Source organism: Rhodoferax sp. BAB1, from assembly GCF_013334205.1.
GTDB lineage: Bacteria > Pseudomonadota > Gammaproteobacteria > Burkholderiales > Burkholderiaceae_C > Hylemonella.
Genome location: NZ_CP054424.1, coordinates 1,130,062 through 1,153,485, shown reverse-complemented (window position 1 = coordinate 1,153,485; position 23,424 = coordinate 1,130,062). Strand labels below are relative to the sequence as shown.

Below are 23,424 nucleotides of genomic sequence, written 5' to 3'. Positions count from 1 at the left end.
GACCGGCCACCTTACCGCAAGGACTGCATTCCAAATGTTCGCCCTCCCATCTTGCCCCTGAGGATTTCTCCTCTGTCCCCCAACTGCGCCGGTTTTGTCGGTGCTGTGTTTGTTTCTTTGTGCCAGTTTTTGATGTTCCGAGGTTGATCCATGCCCGCTCAAAAGTCCAAGAAGCCTGCAAAGCCCGCCGCCAAACCCGTCGCGAAGGCTGTATCCAAGCCCGCAAGCCAGGCCAAGCCCGCTGCCAAAGCCGCCCCCAAGGCGGCAAGCAAGCCAGCAGCCAAGCCTCTTGCCAAGGTGCAGCCCGCCACGAAAGCCAAGACAGTGCCCGCTTCCAAGACCCCCGCCAAGACTGAAAAAGCCGAGAAGGCCACCAAGCCGACCGCCGCCGAACTGAAAAAAGCCGCCGCCCCCGCCACCGACGTGGTCGTGGCCAAGAAGAAGCCGGGCCGTCCGCCCAAGGCTGCCAGCGCTGAAGCCGGCGCACCGGCCAAGACCGGCGCCAAGCGCGGCCGCAAGCCCAAGAACGCCACCGACAAGCCCGAAGGCGACCTGGACCTGTCGGACATCGAAGCCGAATTTGCCGAAGAGCCGACCGAAGCCGTCGCTGGCGAAAAGGTCAAGCCCCTGCGCATGAAGATCAGCAAGGCCAAGGAACGGGCCTTGATGAAGGAATTCGGCCTGGACGAGACCGTGCTGTCCGAAGAGGACATGGCCAAGCGCCGCCAGCGCCTCAAGCAGCTGATCAAGCTGGGCAAGACCCGCGGCTACCTGACCCACGGCGAGATTTCCGACCACCTGCCCGACAAGCTGGTCGATGCCGAGACGCTGGAAGTCGTGATCTCCATGCTCAACGACATGGGCGTGGCCGTCTACGAGCAGACCCCGGACGCCGAGACCCTGCTGCTGAACAACACCGGCCCGACCGCTGCGACCGAAGAGGAAGCGGAAGAGGAAGCCGAAGCCGCCCTGTCCACCGTGGACAGCGAATTCGGCCGCACCACCGACCCGGTGCGCATGTACATGCGCGAGATGGGCACGGTCGAGCTGCTGACGCGCGAAGGCGAAATCGAGATCGCCAAGCGCATCGAAGGTGGCCTGATGGACATGATGGAGGCCATCAGCGCCTCCCCCGCCACCATCGCCGAGATCCTGCGCCTGGGCGAGGAAATCCGTGAAGGCAAGATCGTCATCTCCACCGTGGTGGACGGTTTCGTCAACGCCCAGGAAAGCGACGACTATGTGGCCGAAGAGGACTTCGACGAGTACGACGAAGCCGACGACGACGACGGCAAGGGCGGCTCCAAGGCCCTGACCAAGAAGCTCGAGGAACTGAAGAACCAGGCGCTGGAGCGTTTCGACCGCCTGCGCAGCCTGTTCGAGAAGGTGCACAAGGTCTACGACAAGGAAGGCTACGGCACCCCGGCCTACCAGAAGGCCCAGAAGGCCCTGTCCGACGAGCTGATGACCATCCGCTTCACGGCCAAGACCATCGAGAAGCTGTGTGACCTGGTGCGTGCCCAGGTGGACGACATCCGCAAGAAGGAGCGCGAACTGCGCCGCATTATCGTGGACAAGTGCGGCTACCCGCAAGACCACTTCATCGCCGACTTCAGCGGTCGCGACAAACACGGCCACCCAGCCAAGTCGCACCTGCTCGACCTCAAGTGGATCGAGAAGCAGGCCAACGCCGGCAAGCCTTGGAGCGCCATCATGGCGCGCAACGTGCCGCCGGTGCAGGACCTGCAGCAAAAGCTGATGGACCTGCAGTCGCGTGTGGTGGTGCCGCTGGACCAGCTCAAGGACATCAACAAGCGCATGAACGAGGGCGAGGCCTCCTCGCGCGCGGCCAAGAAAGAGATGATCGAGGCCAACCTGCGCCTGGTGATCTCCATCGCCAAGAAGTACACCAACCGCGGCCTGCAGTTCCTGGACCTGATCCAGGAAGGCAATATCGGCCTGATGAAGGCGGTCGACAAGTTCGAATACCGCCGCGGCTACAAGTTCTCGACCTACGCCACCTGGTGGATCCGCCAGGCCATCACCCGCTCCATCGCGGACCAGGCCCGCACGATCCGCATCCCGGTGCACATGATCGAAACCATCAACAAGATGAACCGTATCTCGCGCCAGCACCTGCAGGAGTTCGGCTTCGAGCCTGACGCCAGCCTGCTCGCGCAGAAGATGGAGATCCCTGAGGACAAGATCCGCAAGATCATGAAGATCGCCAAGGAGCCGATCTCGATGGAAACCCCCATCGGCGACGACGACGACAGCCACCTGGGCGACTTCATCGAGGACACGGCCAACACCGCCCCGGTGGAAGCCGCCATGCAGGCCGGCCTGCGCGACGTGGTCAAGGACATCCTGGACAGCCTGACGCCGCGCGAAGCCAAGGTGCTGCGCATGCGCTTCGGCATCGAGATGACCAGCGACCACACGCTGGAAGAGGTGGGCAAGCAATTCGACGTGACCCGAGAACGCATCCGCCAGATCGAAGCCAAGGCCTTGCGCAAGCTCAAGCATCCCTCGCGTTCGGACAAGCTGCGCAGCTTCACAGACAACATCTGATCTGTTGTCTTCAGGCTCAATTTGAAGAGGCCCGCTGTGTGCGGGCTTTTTCTTTTTCTGCGTTGTGTTGTTGCTTGCGTGGCAGGCCGGGTCTCGCCCCGGCGGGCGACTCACTTTCTCTTGCTTCGCCAAGAGAAAGTAAGCAAAGAGAAGGCGAGCCGGGTTCGTCGCCCCTCCGCTACGCTGCGGGCACGCTGCGTTGCTCGGCCAGTGCGGGAAGTGCAGAAACTCGCCCTGCGGGCTCAGACATCTGCACTTCTTTTTCCGCCCTGTCCTGCGCTACTCGCCTCCTCTCACGGCAGTGGAAACCAGAGGCCAGAGACCCAGAGCCAAAGCCCACAAGGACGCGCCATGGCGCGTCCTTGTGGGCTTTGGCTCTGGGATTTCCGGGTTCCCTTGTGTATGTGCCGAGAAGCGCAGCGGCAGGCGGATCAAGATCCGCGCATGTTTGAGCGCAGCGAGTTTGCGCGGATCCCGCCTGACGCGAGCATCGCAGGGTGCCCCGGCACAGCCGGGGTCACAGACACCAGGGTCGCCTTTTGGCCTTTGCGTAACTTCGCTGCGCGAAGTGAGCAAAGTCCCACTCCGTGACCTTTGGTGACTTTCTTTTGGCGAAGCAAAAGAAAGTTACTGCCCTGCCGGGGGCACATCCCGGCATGCCGCGCAAGAAAAAACATCTCCGAGGAACCGGGGTCGGTCTGACGGCAGCGCACTAAAATCATCCCATGTTTGCCCATCTGCGCCTGCACACCGAGTTCTCCGTCGTCGACGGCACCGTCCGCATCGAGGACATCGTCAAGGCCGCAGCCAGGGATGGTCAGCCAGCGCTGGCCATCACCGACCTGAACAACCTGTTCGGGGCCATCAAGTTCTACAAGGAAGCGCGCGGCAAGGGCGTCAAGCCCCTGATCGGCGTCGAGATCATGCTCGAGGGCCTGGGCCAGGACCCGCTGGCGACCTCGCGCCTGTTGCTGCTGGTGCAGAACAAGCAGGGTTACCTCAACCTTTCCGAAATCATCGCGCGGGCCTGGACCGGCAATGTGGTGAAGGCCCAGGCCGTGGTCAAGCTGGCCTGGCTGAAGGAACTGCACGAGGGGCTGATCGCGCTTTCCGGCGCGCAGGCCGGTGCCGTGGGCCAGGCCCTGGTGCAGGGCGATGCCGAGCGCGCGCACGAGGCGGCGCTGCAACTGTCCACCATCTTCCCGCACCGTTTTTACCTGGAACTGCAGCGCGCCGGGCGATCGGACGACGAGGCCCATGTGACGGCCGCCGTGCAATTGGCCGCGCGCATGAAGCTGCCGGTGGTGGCCAGCCACCCGGTGCAGTTCGCCACGCCCGACGACTACGAGGCACACGAGGCACGCGTCTGCATCTCCGAAGGCGAGATCCTGGGCAACCCGCGGCGGGTGCGCAAGTTCACGCGCGAGCAGTACTTCAAGACCGCCGGGCAGATGCAGGCGCTGTTTGCCGACCTGCCCAGCGCCGTGGCCAACACGCTGGAGATTGCCAAGCGTTGCAACCTGACCCTGGTGCTGGGCAAGCCGCAGCTGCCCAACTTCCCCATCCCCGGCGGCCTGAGTATCGAGGAGTACTTCCGCAAGGTCTCCTTCGAGGGCCTGGAGGAGCGGCTGACCCACCTCTACCCGGACGCCGTCAAACGCGATTCCGAGCGGTCGCGCTACGTGGAACGCCTCGAATTCGAGATCAACACCATCCTGAAGATGGGCTTCCCGGGTTATTTCCTGATCGTGGGTGACTTCATCCAGTGGGCCAAGGCCAACGGCTGCCCGGTCGGCCCGGGCCGCGGCTCGGGCGCCGGCTCGCTGGTGGCCTATGCGCTGAAGATCACCGATCTGGACCCGCTGGAATACAAGCTGCTGTTCGAGCGCTTCCTGAACCCGGAACGCGTCTCGATGCCGGACTTCGACATCGACTTCTGCCAGGCCAACCGCGACCGCGTGATCGACTACGTGAAGGACAAGTACGGCAAGGAGGCGGTCAGCCAGATCGCCACCTTCGGCACCATGGCCGCACGCGCCGCCATCCGTGACGTGGGACGCGTGCTCGACATGAGCTACACCTTCTGCGACGGCATCTCCAAGCTCATCCCCAACAAGCCGGGCCAGCACATCACGATTGCCGACGCCATCCAGGCCGAGCCCATCCTGGCCGAACGGCTGGAGAAGGAGGACGAGGTCAAGACCCTGCTGGCACTGGCCCAGAAGCTCGAAGGCCTGACGCGCAACGTCGGCATGCACGCCGGCGGCGTGCTGATCGCCCCGGGCAAGCTGACTGACTTCTGCCCGCTCTACCAGCAGCCCGGCAGCGACGCGGCGGTGAGCCAGTACGACAAGGACGACGTGGAGGCCGTGGGCCTGGTCAAGTTCGACTTCCTGGGCCTGGCCACGCTGACCATCCTGGAGATCGCGCGCGAGTTCATCATGGCGCGCCACCCGGGCCAGGAAAACTTCGCCTTCGAGAACATTCCGCTCAAGGACAAGCCCACTTACCAGCTGTTCCAGGAAGGCAAGACCGAGGCCGTGTTCCAGTTTGAAAGTCGCGGCATGCAAGGCATGCTGCGCGACGCCAAGCCCACGCGCCTGGAAGACCTGATCGCCCTCAACGCCCTGTACCGCCCGGGCCCCATGGACCTGATCCCAAGTTTCGTTGCACGTAAACATGGGCGAGAAGAAGTCGAGTACCCGCACCCGGCGGTGGCCGAGATGCTGTCCGAGACCTACGGCATCATGGTCTACCAGGAGCAGGTGATGCAGACCGCGCAGATCCTGGGCGGCTACTCGCTGGGCGGCGCCGACCTGCTGCGCCGTGCCATGGGCAAGAAGAAGGCCGAGGAGATGGCCGAGCACCGGGAGAAATTCCGTGCCGGCGCACTGGCGACCCACAACATTCCCCAGAACAAGGCCGACGAGGTCTTCGACCTGATGGAGAAGTTCGCCGGCTACGGCTTCAACAAGTCGCACGCCGCCGCCTACTCCCTGCTGGCCTACCACACGGCCTGGCTCAAGGTGCACTACACGGCCGAGTTCTTCTGCGCCAACATGACCGTGGAAATGGACGACACGGACAAGCTCAAGGTGCTGTTCGAGGACGCGATCAAGATGGGCATGGCCTTCGAGGCGCCGGACGTCAACCGCGGCCATTACCGCTTCGAGCCCATTTCCGACAAGGCCATCCGCTACGGCCTGGGTGCGGTCAAAGGCACGGGCCAGCAGGCCATCGAGGCCATCGTGAAGGCGCGTGCAGAAGGTGGCCCCTTCACCAGCCTGTACGACTTCTGCGTGCGCGTGGACCGCACGCGTTTGAACAAGCGCAGCATCGAGGCGCTGATCAAGGCCGGCGCCTTCGACTCCCTGCAGCTCAACCGCGCGTCGCTGGTCGCCTCGATCGACCGCGCCTTTGACTTTGCCAATGCCACCGCGGCCAACGTCAACCAGGGTGGCCTGTTCGACCTGGGTGACGACAGCCACGGCGCCAGCACGCAGGAGCCCGAGCTGGTGGAAGCCCTGCCCTGGGGCGTGAAGGAACGCCTCACGGCCGAGAAGACCGCCGTGGGTTTCTACCTCTCGGGCCATCTGTTCGACGAGGTATCCATGGAGGTCCGCCGCTTCGCCAAGCGCGAACTGGCCGACCTGATCGACACGCGCGAGCCCCAGTTGCTGGCCGGCATCGTCAGCGATTTCCGTGTCATCAACGGCCAGCGCGGCAAGCTGGCCCTGTTCAAGCTCGACGACAAGACAGCCGTGCTCGACGCCCGTGTGGACGAGGCGCTGATGAACGCCAACCGCAACCTGCTCAAGGACGACGAGCTCATCATCGTGATGGCCAAAGCCATGCCGGACCGTTTTTCCGGCGGCCTGCAGCTCAACATCAACCAGGTCTGGAGCCTGGAGGCAGCGCGCTGCCGCTTCGGCAAGTACCTGCGCGTCGCGGTCAACGGCCGCGCACCGGATGTGCAGCGCCTGGTGGCCGAACATCCGCCCAAACGGGAGATGACCGAACAGGGTGAATTGCTGCGGGGCCTGGGCGTGCGCCTGTCCCTGCGCCGCCATGGCGCGGACATTGCGGCGGCGGCTGAACTGCAGCTGGGAGAGGATGCGAAGTTCTATCCCAGCGATGCGGCGCTGGCCGGCTGGATGGCCCAGGCCGACCAGGGCCGCGCCGTCATCGTCTACGAGTGAGGCCCGGCCTCACTTCCTGGAGGCCAGGCCCACGTCCGACAGGCTGACCGTGATGATCTCGTAGATGCTGGTGGCCAGGATGGCAACAAAAGCCAGCATGGCCGTATGCAGGATCATCACGCCGGTTCGGGTTGCGGTCAGGTGCACGGCCGCTGCCGCCTGCACCGCCAGCGGCATGACCAGCCAGCCCAGCAGGGTGGCCAGGATGACGGCAAACAGCACACGTATCTTGTTGGCCCGTGCGCCGCTGAACAGGCCGAACACGAAGACGGCCACCGCCAGCACCAGCGCCGCGATGGACACGGTGTTGCCCAGATCCGGCCAGTAGAACACCAGGTTGCCTGAGGGCATGCTGCATCTCCTTGTAGTTGGCGCATGGACGGGATGCCCGGGGTGCTGCGCCAGCACACGCTGGCTTTATAACCGCATTCCGTTCGCAGCCGATGCAGAAGCAAAAACCTAAAATCAAGCCGTGAACGACATCCTCAACATCTCCGCCTACAAATTCGTCCCCCTGCCCGACGCGCAGGTGCTGCGCGAACGCCTGCACCAGCGTGCCAGCGACCTGGGGCTCAAGGGCACGGTGTTGCTGGCCGAGGAAGGGATCAACCTGTTTCTGGCCGGCCCGGAACCGGCGGTACGTGCCTTCGTGGCGGCGCTGCACCAGGACCCGCGCCTGGCCGACCTGGTGCCGAAGGAAAGCTGGTCGGCCCGCCAGCCCTTTCGCAAGATGCTGGTCAAGGTCAAGCGCGAGATCATCCGCATGAACCACCCGACGATCCGCCCGGCCCAGGGGCGCGCGCCCGCGGTGCCGGCCGCCACCGTGCGGCGCTGGCTGGACCAGGGGCATGACGACAACGGACGCCCGGTCGTGACGCTGGACACACGCAACGCCTTCGAGGTCGACCACGGCAGCTTCGAGGGCGCCATCGACTGGCGCATCCACAAGTTCTCCGATTTCCCGCAGGCACTGCAGGACCACCGCGCCGAGCTGGAGGGCAAGACCGTGGTGAGTTTCTGCACCGGTGGCATACGCTGCGAAAAAGCGGCCATCTTCATGCAGGAGAGCGGGCTGGCACACGTCTACCAGCTCGAAGGCGGCATCCTCAAGTACTTCGAGGAGACCGGCGGCGCCCACTTTCGGGGCGAATGCTTCGTCTTTGACGAACGCGAGGCTCTGGGTGCCGACCTGCGCGCCCGACGGGAATAGCGCCGGCCCGGAACTATTGCCACAAATCGCCCCCTGGATCCATCCTGGCCTTTCGTGCAGCGTAAAGGTCGATTACGATGTCAGCACACCTGCCGTGCGGGAACCCGCCGGCAGACCACCCCATGCGCAACCAGCGGCCCGACTCCTCTCCTCCATCCTGCCAGGCGATCGGCAGGCGCCGGGCCTTGCAGGCCGCGTCCCTGCTGCCGCTGCTGGGCTCACTCGCTGCCTGCAAGGCCCAACGTCCGCTGGTCCTGGCCGGCCGTCCCTGGCCAGGTTACGAACCCTTGTTCCTGGCCCACAACCTGGGATACCTGCCCGCACAGGTTGAGTTGAGGGAGCCCCCGTCGCACGAGGCCATGATCGATCTGCTCAAGGCGGGACAGATCGATGGTGTCATGTTGACGCTGGACCAGATTCTGAAACTGCGCGATCAGGGTACGGATCTGACGATCGTGCTCGTCTTCGACATCTCCAAGGGCGCGGATGTATTGCTGGTACGCCCCGGCCTGTCGCGCCTGACTGCATTGCGAGGCCGTCGCATCGGGCTGGTCGACAATGCACTGGGTTACCTGATGCTGTCGATGACCCTGGAAAAGGCCGGGCTCGGGCAGCAGGATGTCCAGACCCGCCTGATTCCCTATGAGAGCCATGATGTGGCCTGGGCCCGCGGCGATGTGGACGCCATCCTCACGTATGAGCCGATGGCGACCAAGATCAGGAAACTCGGCGCCACCCCCCTGCTGAGTACACGCGAGCTTCCCGACACGATCTTCGATGTGCTGGCCGTCCGGCCGGCCGCGTTGCTCTCCCATGGCGCACCGCTGCGCGCTGCGCTGCTTGCCCACTTCCGGGCCTTGACCTACCTGCGGCAAAACCCCTGGGACTCGGCCTACCGGATCGCCACCCGCCTGGAGATTTCGGCCGAAGAACTGATCTCCTCGCTGCGCGGCATGGAGCTGCCGGACCTGATCGGCAACCAGCGCTATCTCTCGGCCCAGGATGGTGACCTGCAACGCGTCACGACCAGGCTCTCGGCCATCATGCTGCAGGCCGGCATCATCCGCCAGCCCGTGGACTTTGACAGGCTCTATACCGGCGCCTACCTACCGGCCAACTCCACCTCATGATGAAGCGGCGCCTGCAAAGTGCATTGACCGGACTGTTGCTGGCCCTGGCCGCCACGTCGCTGCGGGCCAACCCTGAAACCATCGTGGTGGGTGTCCTGTCGTTCCGTCCCGAAGCCCTCGCCCTGGCTCAGTGGAAGCCCCTGACCGACTACCTCAACCGCTCGGTCCCCTCGGCGCACTTCGAACTCAGGGTGCTCGAATACGGGCCCATGCAGGAGGCCGTGCGCCAGCAGGCGGTGGACCTGGTGATCACCCAGCCCGGCGAGTACGTGCGCATGGTGCATCAGAACGGCCTCTCCACCCCCCTGGCCTCCCTGATCAATCTGGAGAACCGCCAGCCGGTACGTGCCATGGGCGGCGTCATCCTGGCACGCAGCGAACGCCAGGACCTGCGCAACCTGAAGGATCTGCAGGGCCAGCGCATCGCCACGGTCTCGCGCCTGTCCTTCGGCGGCTACCAGATCCAGGCCACCGAACTGGCGCGCCAGTCGATCAGCCCGGGGCGCCTGGTGGAAACCGGCTTGCCGCAGGACCGCGTCATCGATGCACTGCTGGCCAACGAGGCCGACGTCGCCTACGTACGTACCGGCCTGCTCGAAACCCTGGTGCGCGAGGGGCGGCTCAAGCCGGGTGAGCTGAAGGTTCTGGGGCAGCAGAACTACCCCGGTTATCCCTATGCCCTGTCCTCGCGGCTTTATCCGGAATGGCCGGTCGTTGCCATGTCGCACCTGCCGGAAGATCTCTCGGTGCGCATCGCCGGCGCCCTGCTTTCGCTGCCGCACGGCGGCGACACGGCGCGGCGCATGGGCATCTACGGCTTCACCGTGCCGGCCGACTACGAGCCGGTACGCGCCATGATGCGCGAGTTGCGCGCCCCGCCCTTCGACAAACCGCCGGTCATCTCCTGGTCCGACATCTGGCAGCAGTACGGCCTGCTGGTCGCCAGCGCGGTGCTGACCCTGCTGCTCATGCTGCTCATGGCGCTGCGCGAGACCTGGCTGCGCCAGCGCATGGACTCGTTCAGCAATGCCATGGGTGAAGGCATGTTCGTGCTGGACCGCCAGGGCTACGCGACCTACGTCAACCGCGCCGCCTGCCGCCTGCTCGGCTACCAGCGCGAGGCCCTGCTGGGCAAGCAGTTGCTGCCGCTGATCCTCTCGCCCGCGAACCAGCCCCCCTACCTGGGCGGCGTGAACCCGCTGCTCGACCCGCAGCGCTGGCAGCAGCCCTACGAAGGAGAAAACGTCTTCGTCAGCGCCAGCGGCAAGACCTTCCCGGTCGAGGTCAGCAGCCGGCCGGTGCGGCGCAAGGACCGTTTCGTGCGCACCGTGACCGTGTTCTCCGACATCTCCGAGCGCAAGGCCCACAGCGAACACGTCTACCACCTGGCCTACCACGACGCCCTCACCGGCCTGCCCAACCGCCGCCTGCTGTTCGAACGCCTGCAGGAGAGCCTGGGGCGCAACAGCGGCGGCAGCCGCGGCGCCCTGCTGTTCTCGGACCTGGACCGCTTCAAGCAGATCAACGACACCCTGGGCCACAAGGTCGGCGACGCACTGCTGCAGGCCGTGGCCGGACGCATGCTGCGCGTCATCGGCGACCAGGGCCTGGTGGCGCACACCGGCGGTGACGAATTCGCGGTGCTGCTGGAAGGCCTCGACCCCGATGCCGAGCGCGCCAGCGCCCAGGCACGCAATCTGGCCGAAAAGCTGCGCAGCAGCATGCACGAGCCCTTCGGCATCGACAGCCAGTATCACCAGATGTCGGTCAGCATCGGCGTGGCACTGTTCGATGGCCCGGACACGGGCGCGGACGAGCTGCTCAAGCGCGCCGACATCGCCATGTACGAAGCCAAGGCCAGCGGGCGCAACGCCATCCGCTTCTTCGACCACGACATCGCCATGCACCTCAGCCAGCGCGTGGCCCTGGAAGCCGAACTGAACCAGGCCCTGGCCCTGCAGCAGTTCCGCGTCTTCTACCAGCCGCAGTTCGACAGCAGCGGCCGCATGGTCGGGGCCGAGGCCCTGGTGCGCTGGTTGCATCCGCAGCGCGGCCTGGTCATGCCGGGGCAGTTCATCCCCCTGGCCGAGGAAACCGGCCTGATCCTGCCGCTGGGCCAGTGGGTGCTCGACCACGTCTGCCAGCAGATCGAGCGCTGGCGCGGCCAGCCCGTGCTGGGCGAGCTGGTGATCTCCGTCAACCTCTGCGCGCACCAGCTGCTGCAAGCCAACTTCGTCGAAAGCGTCACCTCGGTGCTCATGGCCACCGGCGCCGATGCCAGCCGCCTGCAGCTGGAGCTGACTGAAAGCGTGCTGGCCCACAACATCGACGACGCCACGCACAAGATGCGCCGGCTGGTGGCACTGGGCGTGCAGTTCGCGCTGGACGACTTCGGCACTGGCTACTCCTCGCTGAGCTACCTCAAGCGCCTGCCCATCCAGCAGCTCAAGATCGACGCCTCCTTCGTGCGCGACCTGCAGACCGACCCCAACGACGTGGTCATCACCCAGACCATCATCGCCCTGGGCCAGAGCCTGGGGCTGGAGGTGATCGCCGAAGGCGTGGAAACCGAAGCCCAGCGCGACATCCTGCGGCAACAGGGCTGCCAGCTCTTCCAGGGTTATTTTTACGCCCGGCCTCAAGCTTTGGCCGATCTGGTCGATCTAGTCCATAAAGTCCATCCGCTTTCCCAGGAGTCTCCCCCATGACCGGTTTTTTCGGGCCCGCCACGGCCCTGATGGCGCGCCTGCGCTTCAGCTACAAGTTCGCCCTCTCCGGCCTGGTCGCCCTGGCCCTGCTGGTCTACATGGGCATCTCCCAGCTCTCGGCCCTGCAGTCCCGCGTGAGCATGATCGCCTCGGAACGCGCCGCCGTCGCCCTGATGGCCGACCTGGTGGAATGGAACAAGGTGCTGATCGAGAGCCGGCGCATCACCATCACGGCTGCTCCGGGGGACCAGGCCGTGCGCCAGCGTTTCAAGGACAACGCCAAGGCCGTGGATGCGGTGCTCAAGCGCATCGAGGACGGCGTGAAGGCCTCCTCCCCCTGGTTCGACATGGGCAAGGAATTCAAGGGCCTGCAGGACGGCTGGGCCGAGTTGCAGAAGAAGGTCGACGCCCTGCCGCTGGACGCCGACTTCGCCCAGAAGGCCTTCGGCGCCCATGCACCGGAGTACGGCCGCCTGTACGCCTTCATGCGCGACATGGGCAACCGCTCGCGCATGTCGCTGGACCCGGACCTGGACCTGTTCTACCTGGGCTACCCCCTGGCCAACAACACGCCCAGCACGGCCGGCATCGCCGTGCGCATGGCCGCCTATTCCACGCTCAACGTCTCGCGCGGCGAGATCAAGCCTGCGGACAAGGTGTTCTACGAGGTGACCGAGGCGCGCCTGAGCGACACCTTCGGCACGGTCGAAACCATGCTCTCCCAGGCCATGAAGGCCAACCCCGAGGTGGAGAAGAAGCTCAGCAAGAACTTCGACACGCTCAAGTCCAGCGCCAAGGAGTTCATCGCCTACACGCGCAAGAACTTCACGACCCAGGACAGCGTCAGCGTCACGCAGCAACAAGCCGGCCAGGCGGCCCAGGCCACCATCGACGCGGCCTGGGCGCTGGTCGAGCAGAACCGCAAGGTCATGGATGATCTGCTGGCCGAGCGCTCCAGCAGCGCCGCCACCAAGCGCACCCTGCTGGGCCTCGTGCTGGGCCTGGGCATCCTGGTCTCGATCTACCTCTACATGGGCATGTACTACGGCATCACCGGCGCCATGCAGCAGGCCAAGCAGGCCGGCCGCGCGATTGCCGCGGGCGAACTGGGCACGGTGCCCGAGCCGAGCACCAGCGACGAATTCGCCGACCTGATGGACGACCTGCGCCGCGCCGACCGCTCCCTGGTGGGCATCATCAGCAACGTCAAGGGGGCGGCCGAATCCATCGCCACCGCCTCCTCGGAAATCGCCCAGGGCAATGCCGATCTCAGCCAGCGCACGGAACAGCAGGCGGGCTCGCTGGAGCAGACCGCCTCGGCCATGGGCAGCCTCACGCAGACGGTGCAGCACAGTGCCGACAATGCGCGCCAGGCCTCGCAACTGGCGGCCACCGCCTCCGAGGTGGCCGCGCGCGGCGGCCAGGCCGTGGGCGAGGTCGTGAGCACCATGGCGGGCATCCAGCACGCCTCGAAGAAGATCAACGACATCATCGGTGTCATCGACGGCATCGCCTTCCAGACCAACATCCTGGCGCTCAATGCAGCGGTGGAAGCCGCACGCGCCGGCGAGCAGGGCCGCGGTTTCGCCGTGGTGGCCGGTGAAGTGCGCTCGCTGGCGGGTCGCAGCGCCGAGGCGGCCAAGGAGATCAAGGCCCTGATTTCCGACAGCGTGGGCCAGGTCGACAACGGCACGCGCCTGGTCGGCGACGCCGGCCAGACCATGGGCGAGATCGTGGCCCAGGTCCGGCGCGTGACCGACCTGATCGGCGAGATCAGCGCCGCCACGGTGGAGCAGTCCTCGGGCATTGCCCGCGTCAACGACTCGATCACCGGCATCGACCAGATGACGCAGCAGAACTCCGCGCTGGTCGAGGAATCGGCCGCTGCGGCGGCCAGCCTGCGCGATCAGGCCAACCGTCTCAACGAGATGGTCAGCGTGTTCAAGATCACCAGCTGATCAGCGGCCGCGCGGCCCGGGCCTCGTTCCTCAAGCCAGGAAACGCCGCTCGGGCAGGGGAATGAACTCGGTCTCGCCCGGCACCTGGCCCAGGCGCTGGGCCTCCCAGTCGTCGGCCGCCTGCGTGATGCGCTCGCGGCGAGCGGAGACGAAGTTCCACCACATGTGGCGCGGCGCATCCAGCGGCGCGCCGCCGATCACCACCAGGCGCGTGTCCTCGCCGGCGACCAGCGCCGCGCCCGCCGGGCCCAGCACGGCCATCTGCAAGGCCGGCACGGCCTTACCATCGAGTGCCAGCGCACCCTGCACCACATAGACCGCCATCTCGGGCGCCAGCGCGGGCAGCTGGATGCGGCCGCCGGCCGGCAGCTGCACATCCAGGTAAAGCGTGGGCATCAGCGTGTGCACCGGCGAGCGCAGGCCGAAAGCCTGCCCCACCAGCACACGCACGGACGCATCGTCCACCCGCGCTTCGGGAATCGCCGCCGCCGGGGTGTGCTCGAACGATGGTTCGGCCTCCTCGTGTTCGCGCGGCAGTGCCACCCAGAGCTGCAGGCCATGGTTGGTGTAGGTGCTGCTGCGCAGAGACTCGGGGCGGCGCTCGGAATGCACGATGCCGCGCCCGGCCGTCATCCAGTTGATGGCGCCCGGCTCGATCAGCTGCGAGGAGCCCAGGCTGTCGCGGTGCATCATGGCGCCCTCGAACAGATAGGTCACCGTGGCCAGGCCAATGTGCGGATGCGGCCGCACATCGTGCTCGGTCTCGGGGGTTTCCAGTGCAGGACCGAAATGGTCGAAGAAGATGAAGGGCCCGACCGAACGCTGCGCCGCCGCCGGCAGCAGGCGCCGCACCACGAAACCGCCCCCCAGGTCTTTCTGGTGGCCGGTGAGGATGTGCGGTGGTGTGGTCATAAGGCCCTCCTGGGCCTCAATGTATCAGCCGCGGATCTTGGCGGTGACGGCAGCCACGCGCTGGCCGAACTGCTTGGCGGTCTCCAGGTCACCCGGCAGCATCTCGGCCACAGAGGCGTCCGACGGCGTGGCGGCCATGGCGCCTGCCGAGGAACCCACGTAATTCAGGTCATTGCGCTGCGAGGCCTTGGCGTTGCTGGGCATCATGCCGGTGCCGACCCAGATGCCGCCATGCTGCATGGCCAGGGTGATCAGGTAATGCAGGGTGGAATGCTTGTCGCCGTTCATGGTGGCGCTGTTGGTGAAACCGGCCATGACCTTGTCTTTCCAGGCCTGGCTGAACCATTGCTTGCTGGAAGCATCGGCAAACTTCTTGAACTGCCAGCTCACGGAACCCATGTAGGTCGGGCTGCCCATGATGATGGCATCGGCGGCGGCCAGCGTCTCCCAGCCGCCCTCGGGCAGGTTGCCCTCGGCGTCAATCGCGACCAGCTGCGCATTCGCGCCCTCGGCCACAGCTTGCGCCATGCGCTGGGTGTGACCATAGCCCGAATGAAAAACAACAGCAACTTTTGCCATGAGATAACTCCAGTGAAAAACGATAGTGAGATTTAAAAGACTTGTGTCGGGCCCCGTGCGTCACGCGGCCCGGCCAGAGGATCAGCGCTGACGCTTGGCGTCCAGGCTCCAGGCACCGGCGCCGTGCGCGGCCAGCACCAGCAGGCCGCCGACCACCGCGATGTTCTTGTAGAACATCAGCTGCTGCACGAAGGCCTGGTCGGCCGGCACGCCCCAGTAGTTGTGGAAGATGAAGGTGGCCACCAGCGTGAACAGCGCCAGGGCCAGGGCCGCCAGACGGGTGCCGAAGCCGGCGATCAGCGCCAGGCCGCCCACGATCTCCACCACGACGGCGATCGCAGCGCCTACTTCGGGCAGGGGCAGGCCCTTGGAGGCGATGTAACCGGCGGTCCCGGCAAAGCCGCCGATCTTGCTGATGCCGGCGGGCAGGAACAGGGCGGCCAGCAGCAGGCGGCCAACGAGGGTCAGGGGGTTTTGCAGTGTGTTGAACATGGGAAGCTCCTAGGGTGAAATGAAACAGGGTGAGAAAAAATCAGTTGGCCAGGTCGAAAACCAGCACTTCGGCATCGCGGCCGGCCTTGAGCTCGACCCGGCTTTCACCGGCCAGCAGGGCGGCATCACCGCCGCTCAGGCGCTGGCCGTTGACGTCCAGCTCGCCGCGTACCAGGTGCACATAACTCTTGCGCGCCGGGTCCAGGGGCAGCGTGGCGCTTTCGCTGCCATCGAAGAGGCCGGCGTACAGGCGCGCATCGGCGTGCACGGTCACCGAGCCCTGCGCCCCGTCGGGCGAGGCCACCAGGCGCAGCGCACCGCGCTTCTCGGGCGTGGCAAAGGTCTTCTGCTCGTAGCTGGCCGGGATGCCGCGCACATTGGGCTCGATCCAGATCTGGAAGAAATGCGTGGTGTCCTGCGGCGCGTGGTTGTACTCGCTGTGCATCACGCCGTTGCCGGCACTCATGCGCTGCACGTCGCCCGGCGGAATGGCGCGGCCGTTGCCCATGTTGTCCTTGTGCGCCAGCTCACCCGAGAGCACGTAGCTGATGATCTCCATGTCGCGGTGGCCGTGCGTGCCGAAACCCGTGCCCGGGGCGATGCGATCCTCGTTGATCACGCGCAGATTGCCCCAGCCCATGTGCTGCGGGTCGTAATAACCGGCAAAGGAAAAGCTGTGGAAGGACTTGAGCCAGCCGTGGTCGGCGTAGCCGCGGTCCTGAGATTTGCGTAGGGTCAGCATGGTGGGCTCCTTCCAGGGTTCAGCAGGACAGGCCTGCGATGGGATGAACTTTAGGCCGGGCCACGGGTTTTGCGCTCCATGCGCTTTGATGGCATCATTCAAATAAATTGAATTTAAGACAACCCACCATGCAAACTGCCCGTGACGTGCTGACCCCCGATGCCCTGGCCATGTTGCAGGCCATCGACCACGCCGGCAGCTTTGCCGCCGCCGCGCGCGCCCTGGGCGTGGTGCCCAGCGCCCTGACCTACCGGGTGCGCCAGATCGAGGACGCGCTGGACGTGCTGCTCTACGACCGCAGCTCGCGCCAGGCCCGGCTCACCGCCGCCGGCGCCGAGCTGCTGCGCGAAGGGCAGCGCCTGCTGGCGGAAATCGACGCCGTGGCCAACCGCGTCCAGCGCGTGGCCACGGGCTGGGAATCGCAGTTCACGGTAGCCCTGGACGGCATCATCCACCGCAGCACGGTGATGGAGCTGTGCGAAAGCTTCTTCGCCCTGGGCGCACCGACCCGCCTGAAACTGCGCGAGGAAACCCTCTCCGGCACGCTGGAGGCGCTGACCGCCGGCCAGGCCGACCTGGCCATCGGCGTGGTCCTGGAACCCACCACCAGCCCCGGCGTGCACGGCAAGGTCCTGGGGACGGTCAGCTTCGTCTACGCCGTGGCGCCGCACCACCCGCTGGCGGTCGCGCCCGAGCCGCTGACCGACGAGATGCTGCTGCGCCATCGCGCCGTGGCGGTGGCCGACTCCGTGCAGCGCGGCAGCGGCCTGACCATCGGCCTGCTGGCCGGGCAGGACGTCTTCACCGTCGCCAACATGCCGGCCAAGCTCGACGCCCAGTTGCGCGGCCTGGGTGGCGGCTTCGTGCCCGAGTGCCTGGCGCGTCCGCACATCGACGCCGGCCACCTCGTGGTCAAGAGAACCGAACGGCCGCCGCGGGTGGTGCGCGTGAGTTACGCCTGGCGTGGCGGCACCGAGCACCAGCAGGGCCGTGCCCTGCAATGGTGGCTGCAGCAGCTCGAAAGCCCGGCCACCCGCCGGGCCCTGCTCGGGCCGGTACACGCCAGTTTCTGAAGCCCGGCGGCGGGTTCCAGGGGGGCCGGCCGCCGCTCCGGTACAGTGGAAGCGAAGCCGCAATTGAAATATCGACAAGAACGGAGACTGCCGACATGAAAAAACCCGCGCAACATTACGCCGTCATCGGCGCCGGCATGGCCGGCGTGGCCTGCGCCCGCACCCTGGTGCAGGCCGGCCACCAGGTCACGCTGTTCGAGAAAAGCCGTGGCGCAGGCGGCCGCATGGCCACGCGCGAGACCGAGTTCGGCACCTTCGACCACGGCACCCAGTACTTCACGGTACGCAACCCCCTGTTCGCCCGCGCCCTGGAAACCGTGCCCGGCCTGTGCCGGCCCTGGAGCGCCAACGCCGTGCGCGTGCTCGACCCGCTGGGCCGGGTAGTGGCCGCGCCGCTGCCCACACGCGAATCGCACTGGGTGGCTACCCCCGGCATGAACGCGCTGGTCAGGCGCTGGGCTGAACCGCTGCTCGCCAAGGGGGCAGTGGAACTGCAGACCCGGGTGGTGAAGATCGAACGTGATGCACTGAACGAGCGCCGCTGGCAGCTGCACACCGAGGGGGCAGACGACAGCCGCCATGTGCACTCCGGTTTTGATGGCGTGCTGCTGGCCATGCCCAGCGTGCAGGCCCACGAGCTGTTGCGCAACTCCAAACAGGCACCGGCCCTGGCCGAACGCATCGCCGAAGTTCGGGTGGCACCCTGCTGGACGCTGATGGCGGCCTTTCCCCAGGCCATGCAACCGGGCCTGTCGGCGCTGGGGCCGCAGTGGAACGCGGCTCGCAGCACCCACCACCGCATCGCCTGGCTGGCGCGCGAGTCCAGCAAGCCGCAACGCGGCCCCATCGAACGCTGGACCGTGCAGGCCAGCGCAGCCTGGTCGCAGGAGCACCTCAACGACGATGCCGAGCGCGTGCAGGCCAAGCTGCTCAAGGCCTTCGCCGAAGTCACCGGCATCCGCGCCGAACCGAGTTATGCCACCGTGCACCGCTGGCATTACGCCCAGACCCTGCAGCCCCTGGACCAGAGCCACCTGTGGGATCCGGCCTCGCACATCGGCGCCTGCGGCGACTGGTGCATGGGACACCGCGTCGAGGACGCTTTCATCTCCGGACTGGAGCTGGCGCTGAAAGTCGCATGAGGACATGAGCACCGCCGGGCCGCCCCAAGGTGCGAAGGCCTCCTTGGGGCTGACGTCCGCGGCTCCCGGCCTGCTTGCGCAGGCCGGGACGGACGGAAGAGCCGTTGCGTCTCGCGACGGCACGTCCAGCGCTGCACACGCAGTGGCAAGCGTGGGGGCCACATACATCGGCCGATTCTCCCCCTCACCCACCGGCCCGCTGCATGCGGGTTCGCTGGTGGCGGCGCTGGCCAGCTGGCTCGATGTGCGCGCCCACGGCGGGCGCTGGCTGGTGCGCATCGAGGATGTCGACGTGCCACGCTGCGTACCCGGCGCCGACCAGGTGATCCTGCAGCAGTTGGCCGATTGCGGCCTGTTGCCGGACGAGCCCCCCCTTTACCAGTCGCAGCGCAGCGCGCTCTACCAGCGCGCGCTGGACGATCTGGTGGCACGCGGCCTGGCCTATCCCTGTGCCTGCAGTCGCAAGGACATCGAGGCCGGGCTGCAGCGGCTGGGGCGCAGCAAACCGCGCCACGGCGAACTGGTCTACCCCGGCACCTGTCGCGCGGGCCTGCATGGCCAGGAGCCTCGTGCCTGGCGGCTGCGCGCGCCCGCCGGCACCCTGCTCTGGAACGATCGCCGCCTGGGCGCGCAGGCGCAGGATGTGGCCGCCGAGGTGGGTGACTACGTGCTCAAACGCGCCGACGGCTATTTTGCCTACCAGCTCGCGGTCGTTGCAGACGACGGCGTCCAGGGCATCACCCACATCGTGCGCGGCGAGGACCTGGCCGACAACACGGCACGGCAGATCCTGCTGCAGCGCGCACTGCACCTGCCCACACCGGCCTATCTGCACACCCCCCTGGTGCTGGGCGCCAACGGCGAGAAACTCAGCAAGCAGAACGGCGCACAGGCGCTGGACACACGTGAGCCCCTGGCCGCACTGAACGCAGCTGGCGCAGTGCTGGGCCTGCAGGTACAGGCCACCACCGTGGGCAACTGGCTGGCTGCCGCCACGGCGCAATGGGCTGCCGTCTGGGGCGCCCGGTAAAATCGGTCCGTGACCGATACCCCCAAGCCCCCCGAACAGGACGCCTCAGCGTCCGCCCCGCCCAAAGACCGGCGCCGCCTGCCGCCGCCCGGCGTCGACTTCCCCAAGACCATCAAGAGCTTCGTCAAGCGCGCCGGTCGCACCACCACCGGCCAGGCCAAGGCCTTCGAACTCTATGGACCGCGTTTTGTGCTGCCCTACAGCGCCGCACCGCTGGACCGTGTCGCCGTCTTCGGCGCCGAGGCGGCTCAGCACCCGCTGATCCTGGAGATCGGCTTTGGCATGGGCGACGCCACCGCGCACATCGCGGACCTGATGCGCGAGAAGAACTTCCTCGGCTGCGAGGTGCACGAGCCCGGCGTGGGCGCCCTGCTCAAGCACATCGGCGAACGCGGGCTCACCAACATCCGCATCCTGCAGCACGACGCGGTGGAGGTGCTGGACCACATGCTTCCCGAGCAGAGCCTGGACGGCGTGCACGTCTTCTTCCCCGACCCCTGGCACAAGACCAAGCACCACAAGCGCCGCCTGCTGCAGGCGCCTTTGGTGGCCAAGCTGGCCGCGCGACTGAAACCCGGCGGCTACCTGCACTGTGCCACCGACTGGGAGCCCTATGCCCAGCAGATGCTGGAAGTGCTGGGCGCCGAGCCGCTGCTGAAGAACACGGCCGAGGGCTACGCGCCCAAACCGGACTATCGGCCCCTGACCAAGTTCGAGAAACGCGGCCTGCGCCTGGGCCACGGTGTCTGGGACCTGGTCTACACGCGCGTCTGACGCCGCCGGCGGTCATCAGCCCATGAGCCGTCCGCCCCATCAGCACAAGCCCCCCATGCTGGACGGCGTCAGTGCGAGCTGCGTTGCCCTGCCGCACGGTCCGTGGCCACGGCTGATCGACTTCCTGGGCGAGCGGCTGCCCAAGGTCGGCATGGACGAATGGCAGCAGCGCATGGCCCAGAACCGTGTGCTCGACGAGCAAGGTGTGCCGCAAGCTTCCGATGCGCCCTATCGCCCGGGCACGCGCATCTACTACTACCGCGAACTCGAAACCGAGGCCCTCATCCCCTTCGAGGAAGAAGTGCTGTACCAGGACGAACACCTGCTGGTGGCCGACAAGCCGCACTTCCTGCCCGTCACGCCCAGCGGCCGTTACGTGCAGCAGACCCTGCTGGTACGCCTCAAGCGCCGCACCGGCCTCGAACACCTGAGCCCCATCCACCGCATCGACCGCGAGACCGCCGGCCTGGTGCTGTTCAGCCTGCGGCCGCAGGACCGCGGCGCCTACCAGGCCCTGTTCCGCGAGCAGGTGGTGGACAAGGACTACGAGGCCATCGCCCCGCTGCGCCCCGACCTGCCATTGCCCGCGGTGCACCGCAGCCGCATCGAAGCGGACGAGCAGTTCTTCCGCCAGCGGGAGGTGCCGGGTGCGCCCAACAGCGAAACGCAGATCGCGCTGTTGGAAGCCCGCGGTACCCTGGCCCGCTACCGCCTGCGACCGCGCAGCGGCAAGACGCACCAGTTGCGTGTGCACATGGACGCGCTGGGCCGCCCCATCGTGGGCGACCTCTTTTATCCCGAGGTCGTGCATGGCCCGGGCCCTGCGCAGGAGGACTGGAGCCGCCCCCTGCAGCTGCTGGCGCGCGGCATCCGCTTCTCCGACCCCGTCACCGGTGCGCTGCGCCAGTTCGAAAGCCGGCGCCAGCTGGTCTGGCCCGCGGATGCATGATGTAGCGATCCTTACACTTCATGGCACCGGCCAGCGGCGATACTGGGCGTGTACTTTCCCCCCTCCCATCTGCACATCATGAAAAAACAACTCACCCTCCTGGCCCTCACCCTGGCCTGCCTGCACAGCAGCCAGGCCGGTGACCTCTCGAACCTGGCAACGCTGAACGCCGCCGAATTCCGCGCCGTCTCCGAAGACCTGGGCTCGGCCCTGAGCTACAAAGCCCTGCTGCCCACCGAAGGCCAGGGCATCACCGGCTTCGACCTCGGCGTGGCCGTCACCAGCAGCGACATGTCCCACAGCAGCGGCGCACTGAACAAGGCTGGTGCCGGCCTCACCTCCAGCGCCCTGCAGACCGTGCGCCTGCATGCGCACAAGGGCCTGCCCCTGGGTTTTGATATCGGTGGTTTTGTCGCCAGCGTGCCGGGCCTGGACGCCACGCTCAGCGGCGCCGAACTGCGTTACGCCCTGCTGGGCGGCAACGTCGCGCTGCCCGCTGTCGGTGTGCGCGGTGCCTACACGCGCCTGAGTGGTTCCGAACAACTCTCGCTGAGCACCCGCAGCCTGGACATCTCGGTCTCCAAGGGTTTTGCCATGTTCACCCCCTATGCCGGTGTCGGCCGGGTCTGGGTGGACAGCGAAGCGCATGTCGGCGGCCTGGGTAGTGTCAGCCCGAGCCTGGGCAAGGTCTACGCGGGCGCCAACCTGGGCCTGGGCCTGATGAACCTGGCCTTCGAGGTGGACAAGACCGGCGAGGCCACCACCTGGGGCCTCAAGCTCGGCCTGCGCTGGTGATCGCCCGGCGCTATAGGGCTATCATTTTTTCCGATGGGTGCTAAGTAAAAACCAGCGCCCCCCGGCCGGTCGCGCTCCCTATACTGCAGGATTGCATCGGCCCGCCTGTGGCGGACTGCATCCACCCGAGGAGCCCCCCATGAAACTCAAGACGCTTGCCCTGACCCTGGGCACCCTGCTGGCCGCTGCGCCGGCCCTGGCCCAGAACTACCCGAGCAAACCCATCACCATGGTCGTGGGTTTCGCCGCCGGCGGTGCCACCGACGCCGTGGCGCGCATCATTGCCAAGCACCTGGGAGATGAGCTCAAGCAGAACGTGATCGTGGAGAACAAGGCCGGCGCCGGCGGCAACATCGCCACCGACTACGTGGCCCGCGCCGAAGCCGACGGCCACACCCTGCTGCTGGGCAGCGTGGGTTCGCTCACCGTGGCGCCGCACATGCAGGCCAAACTGCCCTACAAACCGCTGCAGGACTTCGCCCCCGTCACCATGGCCGTGGTGTTCTCCAACGTGCTGGTGGTCAAGCCCGACCTGCCGGTGAAGAACCTGTCCGACTACATCAAGCTGGCCAAGGCCAAGCCGGGCACCATCACCTACGCCTCCTCCGGTGTCGGCGGCGCCGGCCACCTGGCCGGCGAACTGCTGGAGCAGAGCGCCGACGTTGACATGACACACGTGGCCTACAAGGGCGGCGGCCCGGCCATGCTGGGCATGCTCGGCGGCGAGGTGGACTCCTTCTTCGGCACCCCGCCCTCGGTCGGCAAGCACGTGCAGGCTGGCAAGGTCCGCGCCATCGCCACCACGGGCGCCAAGCGTGACCCGCTCATGCCCGACGTGCCCACCGTGGCCGAGCAGGGCTACCCCGGCTACGACACCATGAACTGGTACGCCTACGTCGTGCCGGCCAAGACGCCGCAGCCCATCGTCACCAAGCTGAACCAGGTGCTGGTCAAGATCCTGAAGGACCCGGTCGTGGCCAAGGAACTGGAAGCCAAGGGCCTCTCCCCCAGCCCCAGCACGCCAGCGGAACTGGGCGCCTACATGAAGCGCGAGTACGACATCTGGGCGGTGGTGGTCAAGAAGGCCGGCATCAAGCCCGAATAAGCCAGAGCTGAAACCTCTCCCGCACGGGCCTGCAACGCGCAGGCCCGTTGCCATT

The 23,424-nt window shown here is 66.5% G+C and carries 18 protein-coding genes; 13 read left to right on the top strand and 5 right to left on the bottom strand.

All coding sequences use genetic code 11. The features are described 5' to 3' along the window. Nucleotides 1-150: 150 nt before the first annotated feature. On the top strand, nt 151-2,571 hold the full coding sequence (gene rpoD, locus HTY51_RS05615) for an RNA polymerase sigma factor RpoD (protein WP_174251813.1): 2,421 nt from the start codon (nt 151-153) through the stop codon (nt 2,569-2,571). A 725-nt stretch (nt 2,572-3,296) separates the two neighbouring features. Further along, nucleotides 3,297-6,770: a DNA polymerase III subunit alpha gene (gene dnaE / locus HTY51_RS05610; protein ID WP_174251812.1), complete on the top strand. Its 3,474-nt coding sequence runs from the start codon at nt 3,297-3,299 to the stop codon at nt 6,768-6,770. Nucleotides 6,771-6,779: 9 nt separating this feature from the next. Here dnaE and HTY51_RS05605 read toward each other — a convergent pair whose 3' ends face one another. Then, nucleotides 6,780-7,121 carry a hypothetical protein gene (locus tag HTY51_RS05605; RefSeq protein ID WP_174251811.1) on the bottom strand — a complete coding sequence of 114 codons (342 nt, stop codon included), beginning with the start codon at nt 7,119-7,121 and terminating at the stop codon, nt 6,780-6,782. Nucleotides 7,122-7,242: 121 nt separating this feature from the next. On the opposite strand from HTY51_RS05605, the gene HTY51_RS05600 reads away from it, so the two are divergent. From HTY51_RS05600 to HTY51_RS18780, 4 genes are all read left to right on the top strand, one after another. Continuing rightward, a complete protein-coding gene (locus HTY51_RS05600) occupies nt 7,243-7,980 on the top strand; it encodes a sulfurtransferase (protein ID WP_174251810.1) in 738 nt (245 codons plus the stop codon). 122 nt (nt 7,981-8,102) lie between these two features. Continuing rightward, on the top strand, nt 8,103-9,110 hold the full coding sequence (locus HTY51_RS05595) for an ABC transporter substrate-binding protein (RefSeq protein WP_174251809.1): 1,008 nt from the start codon (nt 8,103-8,105) through the stop codon (nt 9,108-9,110). Further along, nucleotides 9,107-11,818, top strand: coding sequence for an EAL domain-containing protein (locus HTY51_RS05590; protein WP_174251808.1), 2,712 nt, complete (start codon nt 9,107-9,109; stop codon nt 11,816-11,818). Before HTY51_RS05595 ends, HTY51_RS05590 begins: the two co-directional genes overlap by 4 nt. Then, nucleotides 11,815-13,776, top strand: coding sequence for a methyl-accepting chemotaxis protein (locus HTY51_RS18780; protein ID WP_305791373.1), 1,962 nt, complete (start codon nt 11,815-11,817; stop codon nt 13,774-13,776). The genes HTY51_RS05590 and HTY51_RS18780 overlap by 4 nt, the downstream gene beginning before the upstream one ends. Nucleotides 13,777-13,806: 30 nt before the next feature. On the opposite strand, the gene HTY51_RS05580 is transcribed toward HTY51_RS18780, so the two are convergent. The 4 genes from HTY51_RS05580 to HTY51_RS05565 form a co-directional block, all read right to left on the bottom strand. Beyond that, a complete protein-coding gene (locus tag HTY51_RS05580) occupies nt 13,807-14,688 on the bottom strand; it encodes a pirin family protein (RefSeq protein ID WP_174251807.1) in 882 nt (293 codons plus the stop codon). A 24-nt stretch (nt 14,689-14,712) separates the two neighbouring features. After that, nucleotides 14,713-15,267 carry a flavodoxin family protein gene (locus tag HTY51_RS05575; RefSeq protein WP_174251806.1) on the bottom strand — a complete coding sequence of 185 codons (555 nt, stop codon included), beginning with the start codon at nt 15,265-15,267 and terminating at the stop codon, nt 14,713-14,715. Between the two features lie 81 nt (nt 15,268-15,348). Beyond that, nucleotides 15,349-15,759: a DoxX family protein gene (locus HTY51_RS05570; protein ID WP_174251805.1), complete on the bottom strand. Its 411-nt coding sequence runs from the start codon at nt 15,757-15,759 to the stop codon at nt 15,349-15,351. Nucleotides 15,760-15,799: 40 nt separating this feature from the next. Continuing rightward, nucleotides 15,800-16,501 carry a pirin family protein gene (locus HTY51_RS05565; protein ID WP_174251804.1) on the bottom strand — a complete coding sequence of 234 codons (702 nt, stop codon included), beginning with the start codon at nt 16,499-16,501 and terminating at the stop codon, nt 15,800-15,802. A 128-nt stretch (nt 16,502-16,629) separates the two neighbouring features. On the opposite strand from HTY51_RS05565, the gene HTY51_RS05560 reads away from it, so the two are divergent. The 7 genes from HTY51_RS05560 to HTY51_RS05530 all read left to right on the top strand — a co-directional run bounded on the left by HTY51_RS05560 (nt 16,630) and on the right by HTY51_RS05530 (nt 23,369). Next, nucleotides 16,630-17,574, top strand: coding sequence for a LysR substrate-binding domain-containing protein (locus HTY51_RS05560; RefSeq protein ID WP_174251803.1), 945 nt, complete (start codon nt 16,630-16,632; stop codon nt 17,572-17,574). A gap of 95 nt (nt 17,575-17,669) precedes the next feature. Further along, nucleotides 17,670-18,716, top strand: coding sequence for an NAD(P)/FAD-dependent oxidoreductase (locus HTY51_RS05555; RefSeq protein ID WP_254606999.1), 1,047 nt, complete (start codon nt 17,670-17,672; stop codon nt 18,714-18,716). 151 nt (nt 18,717-18,867) lie between these two features. Continuing rightward, on the top strand, nt 18,868-19,746 hold the full coding sequence (gluQRS, locus tag HTY51_RS05550) for a tRNA glutamyl-Q(34) synthetase GluQRS (protein WP_254606998.1): 879 nt from the start codon (nt 18,868-18,870) through the stop codon (nt 19,744-19,746). A 78-nt stretch (nt 19,747-19,824) separates the two neighbouring features. Further along, nucleotides 19,825-20,520 carry a tRNA (guanosine(46)-N7)-methyltransferase TrmB gene (trmB, locus tag HTY51_RS05545; RefSeq protein ID WP_254607046.1) on the top strand — a complete coding sequence of 232 codons (696 nt, stop codon included), beginning with the start codon at nt 19,825-19,827 and terminating at the stop codon, nt 20,518-20,520. A gap of 22 nt (nt 20,521-20,542) precedes the next feature. Next, nucleotides 20,543-21,469: a pseudouridine synthase gene (locus HTY51_RS05540; RefSeq protein WP_174251800.1), complete on the top strand. Its 927-nt coding sequence runs from the start codon at nt 20,543-20,545 to the stop codon at nt 21,467-21,469. A gap of 78 nt (nt 21,470-21,547) precedes the next feature. After that, nucleotides 21,548-22,264, top strand: coding sequence for a hypothetical protein (locus HTY51_RS05535; protein ID WP_174251799.1), 717 nt, complete (start codon nt 21,548-21,550; stop codon nt 22,262-22,264). Nucleotides 22,265-22,403: 139 nt separating this feature from the next. After that, nucleotides 22,404-23,369, top strand: a complete 966-nt coding sequence (locus HTY51_RS05530) for a tripartite tricarboxylate transporter substrate binding protein (protein WP_174251798.1) — start codon at nt 22,404-22,406, stop codon at nt 23,367-23,369. Nucleotides 23,370-23,424 lie beyond the last annotated feature (55 nt).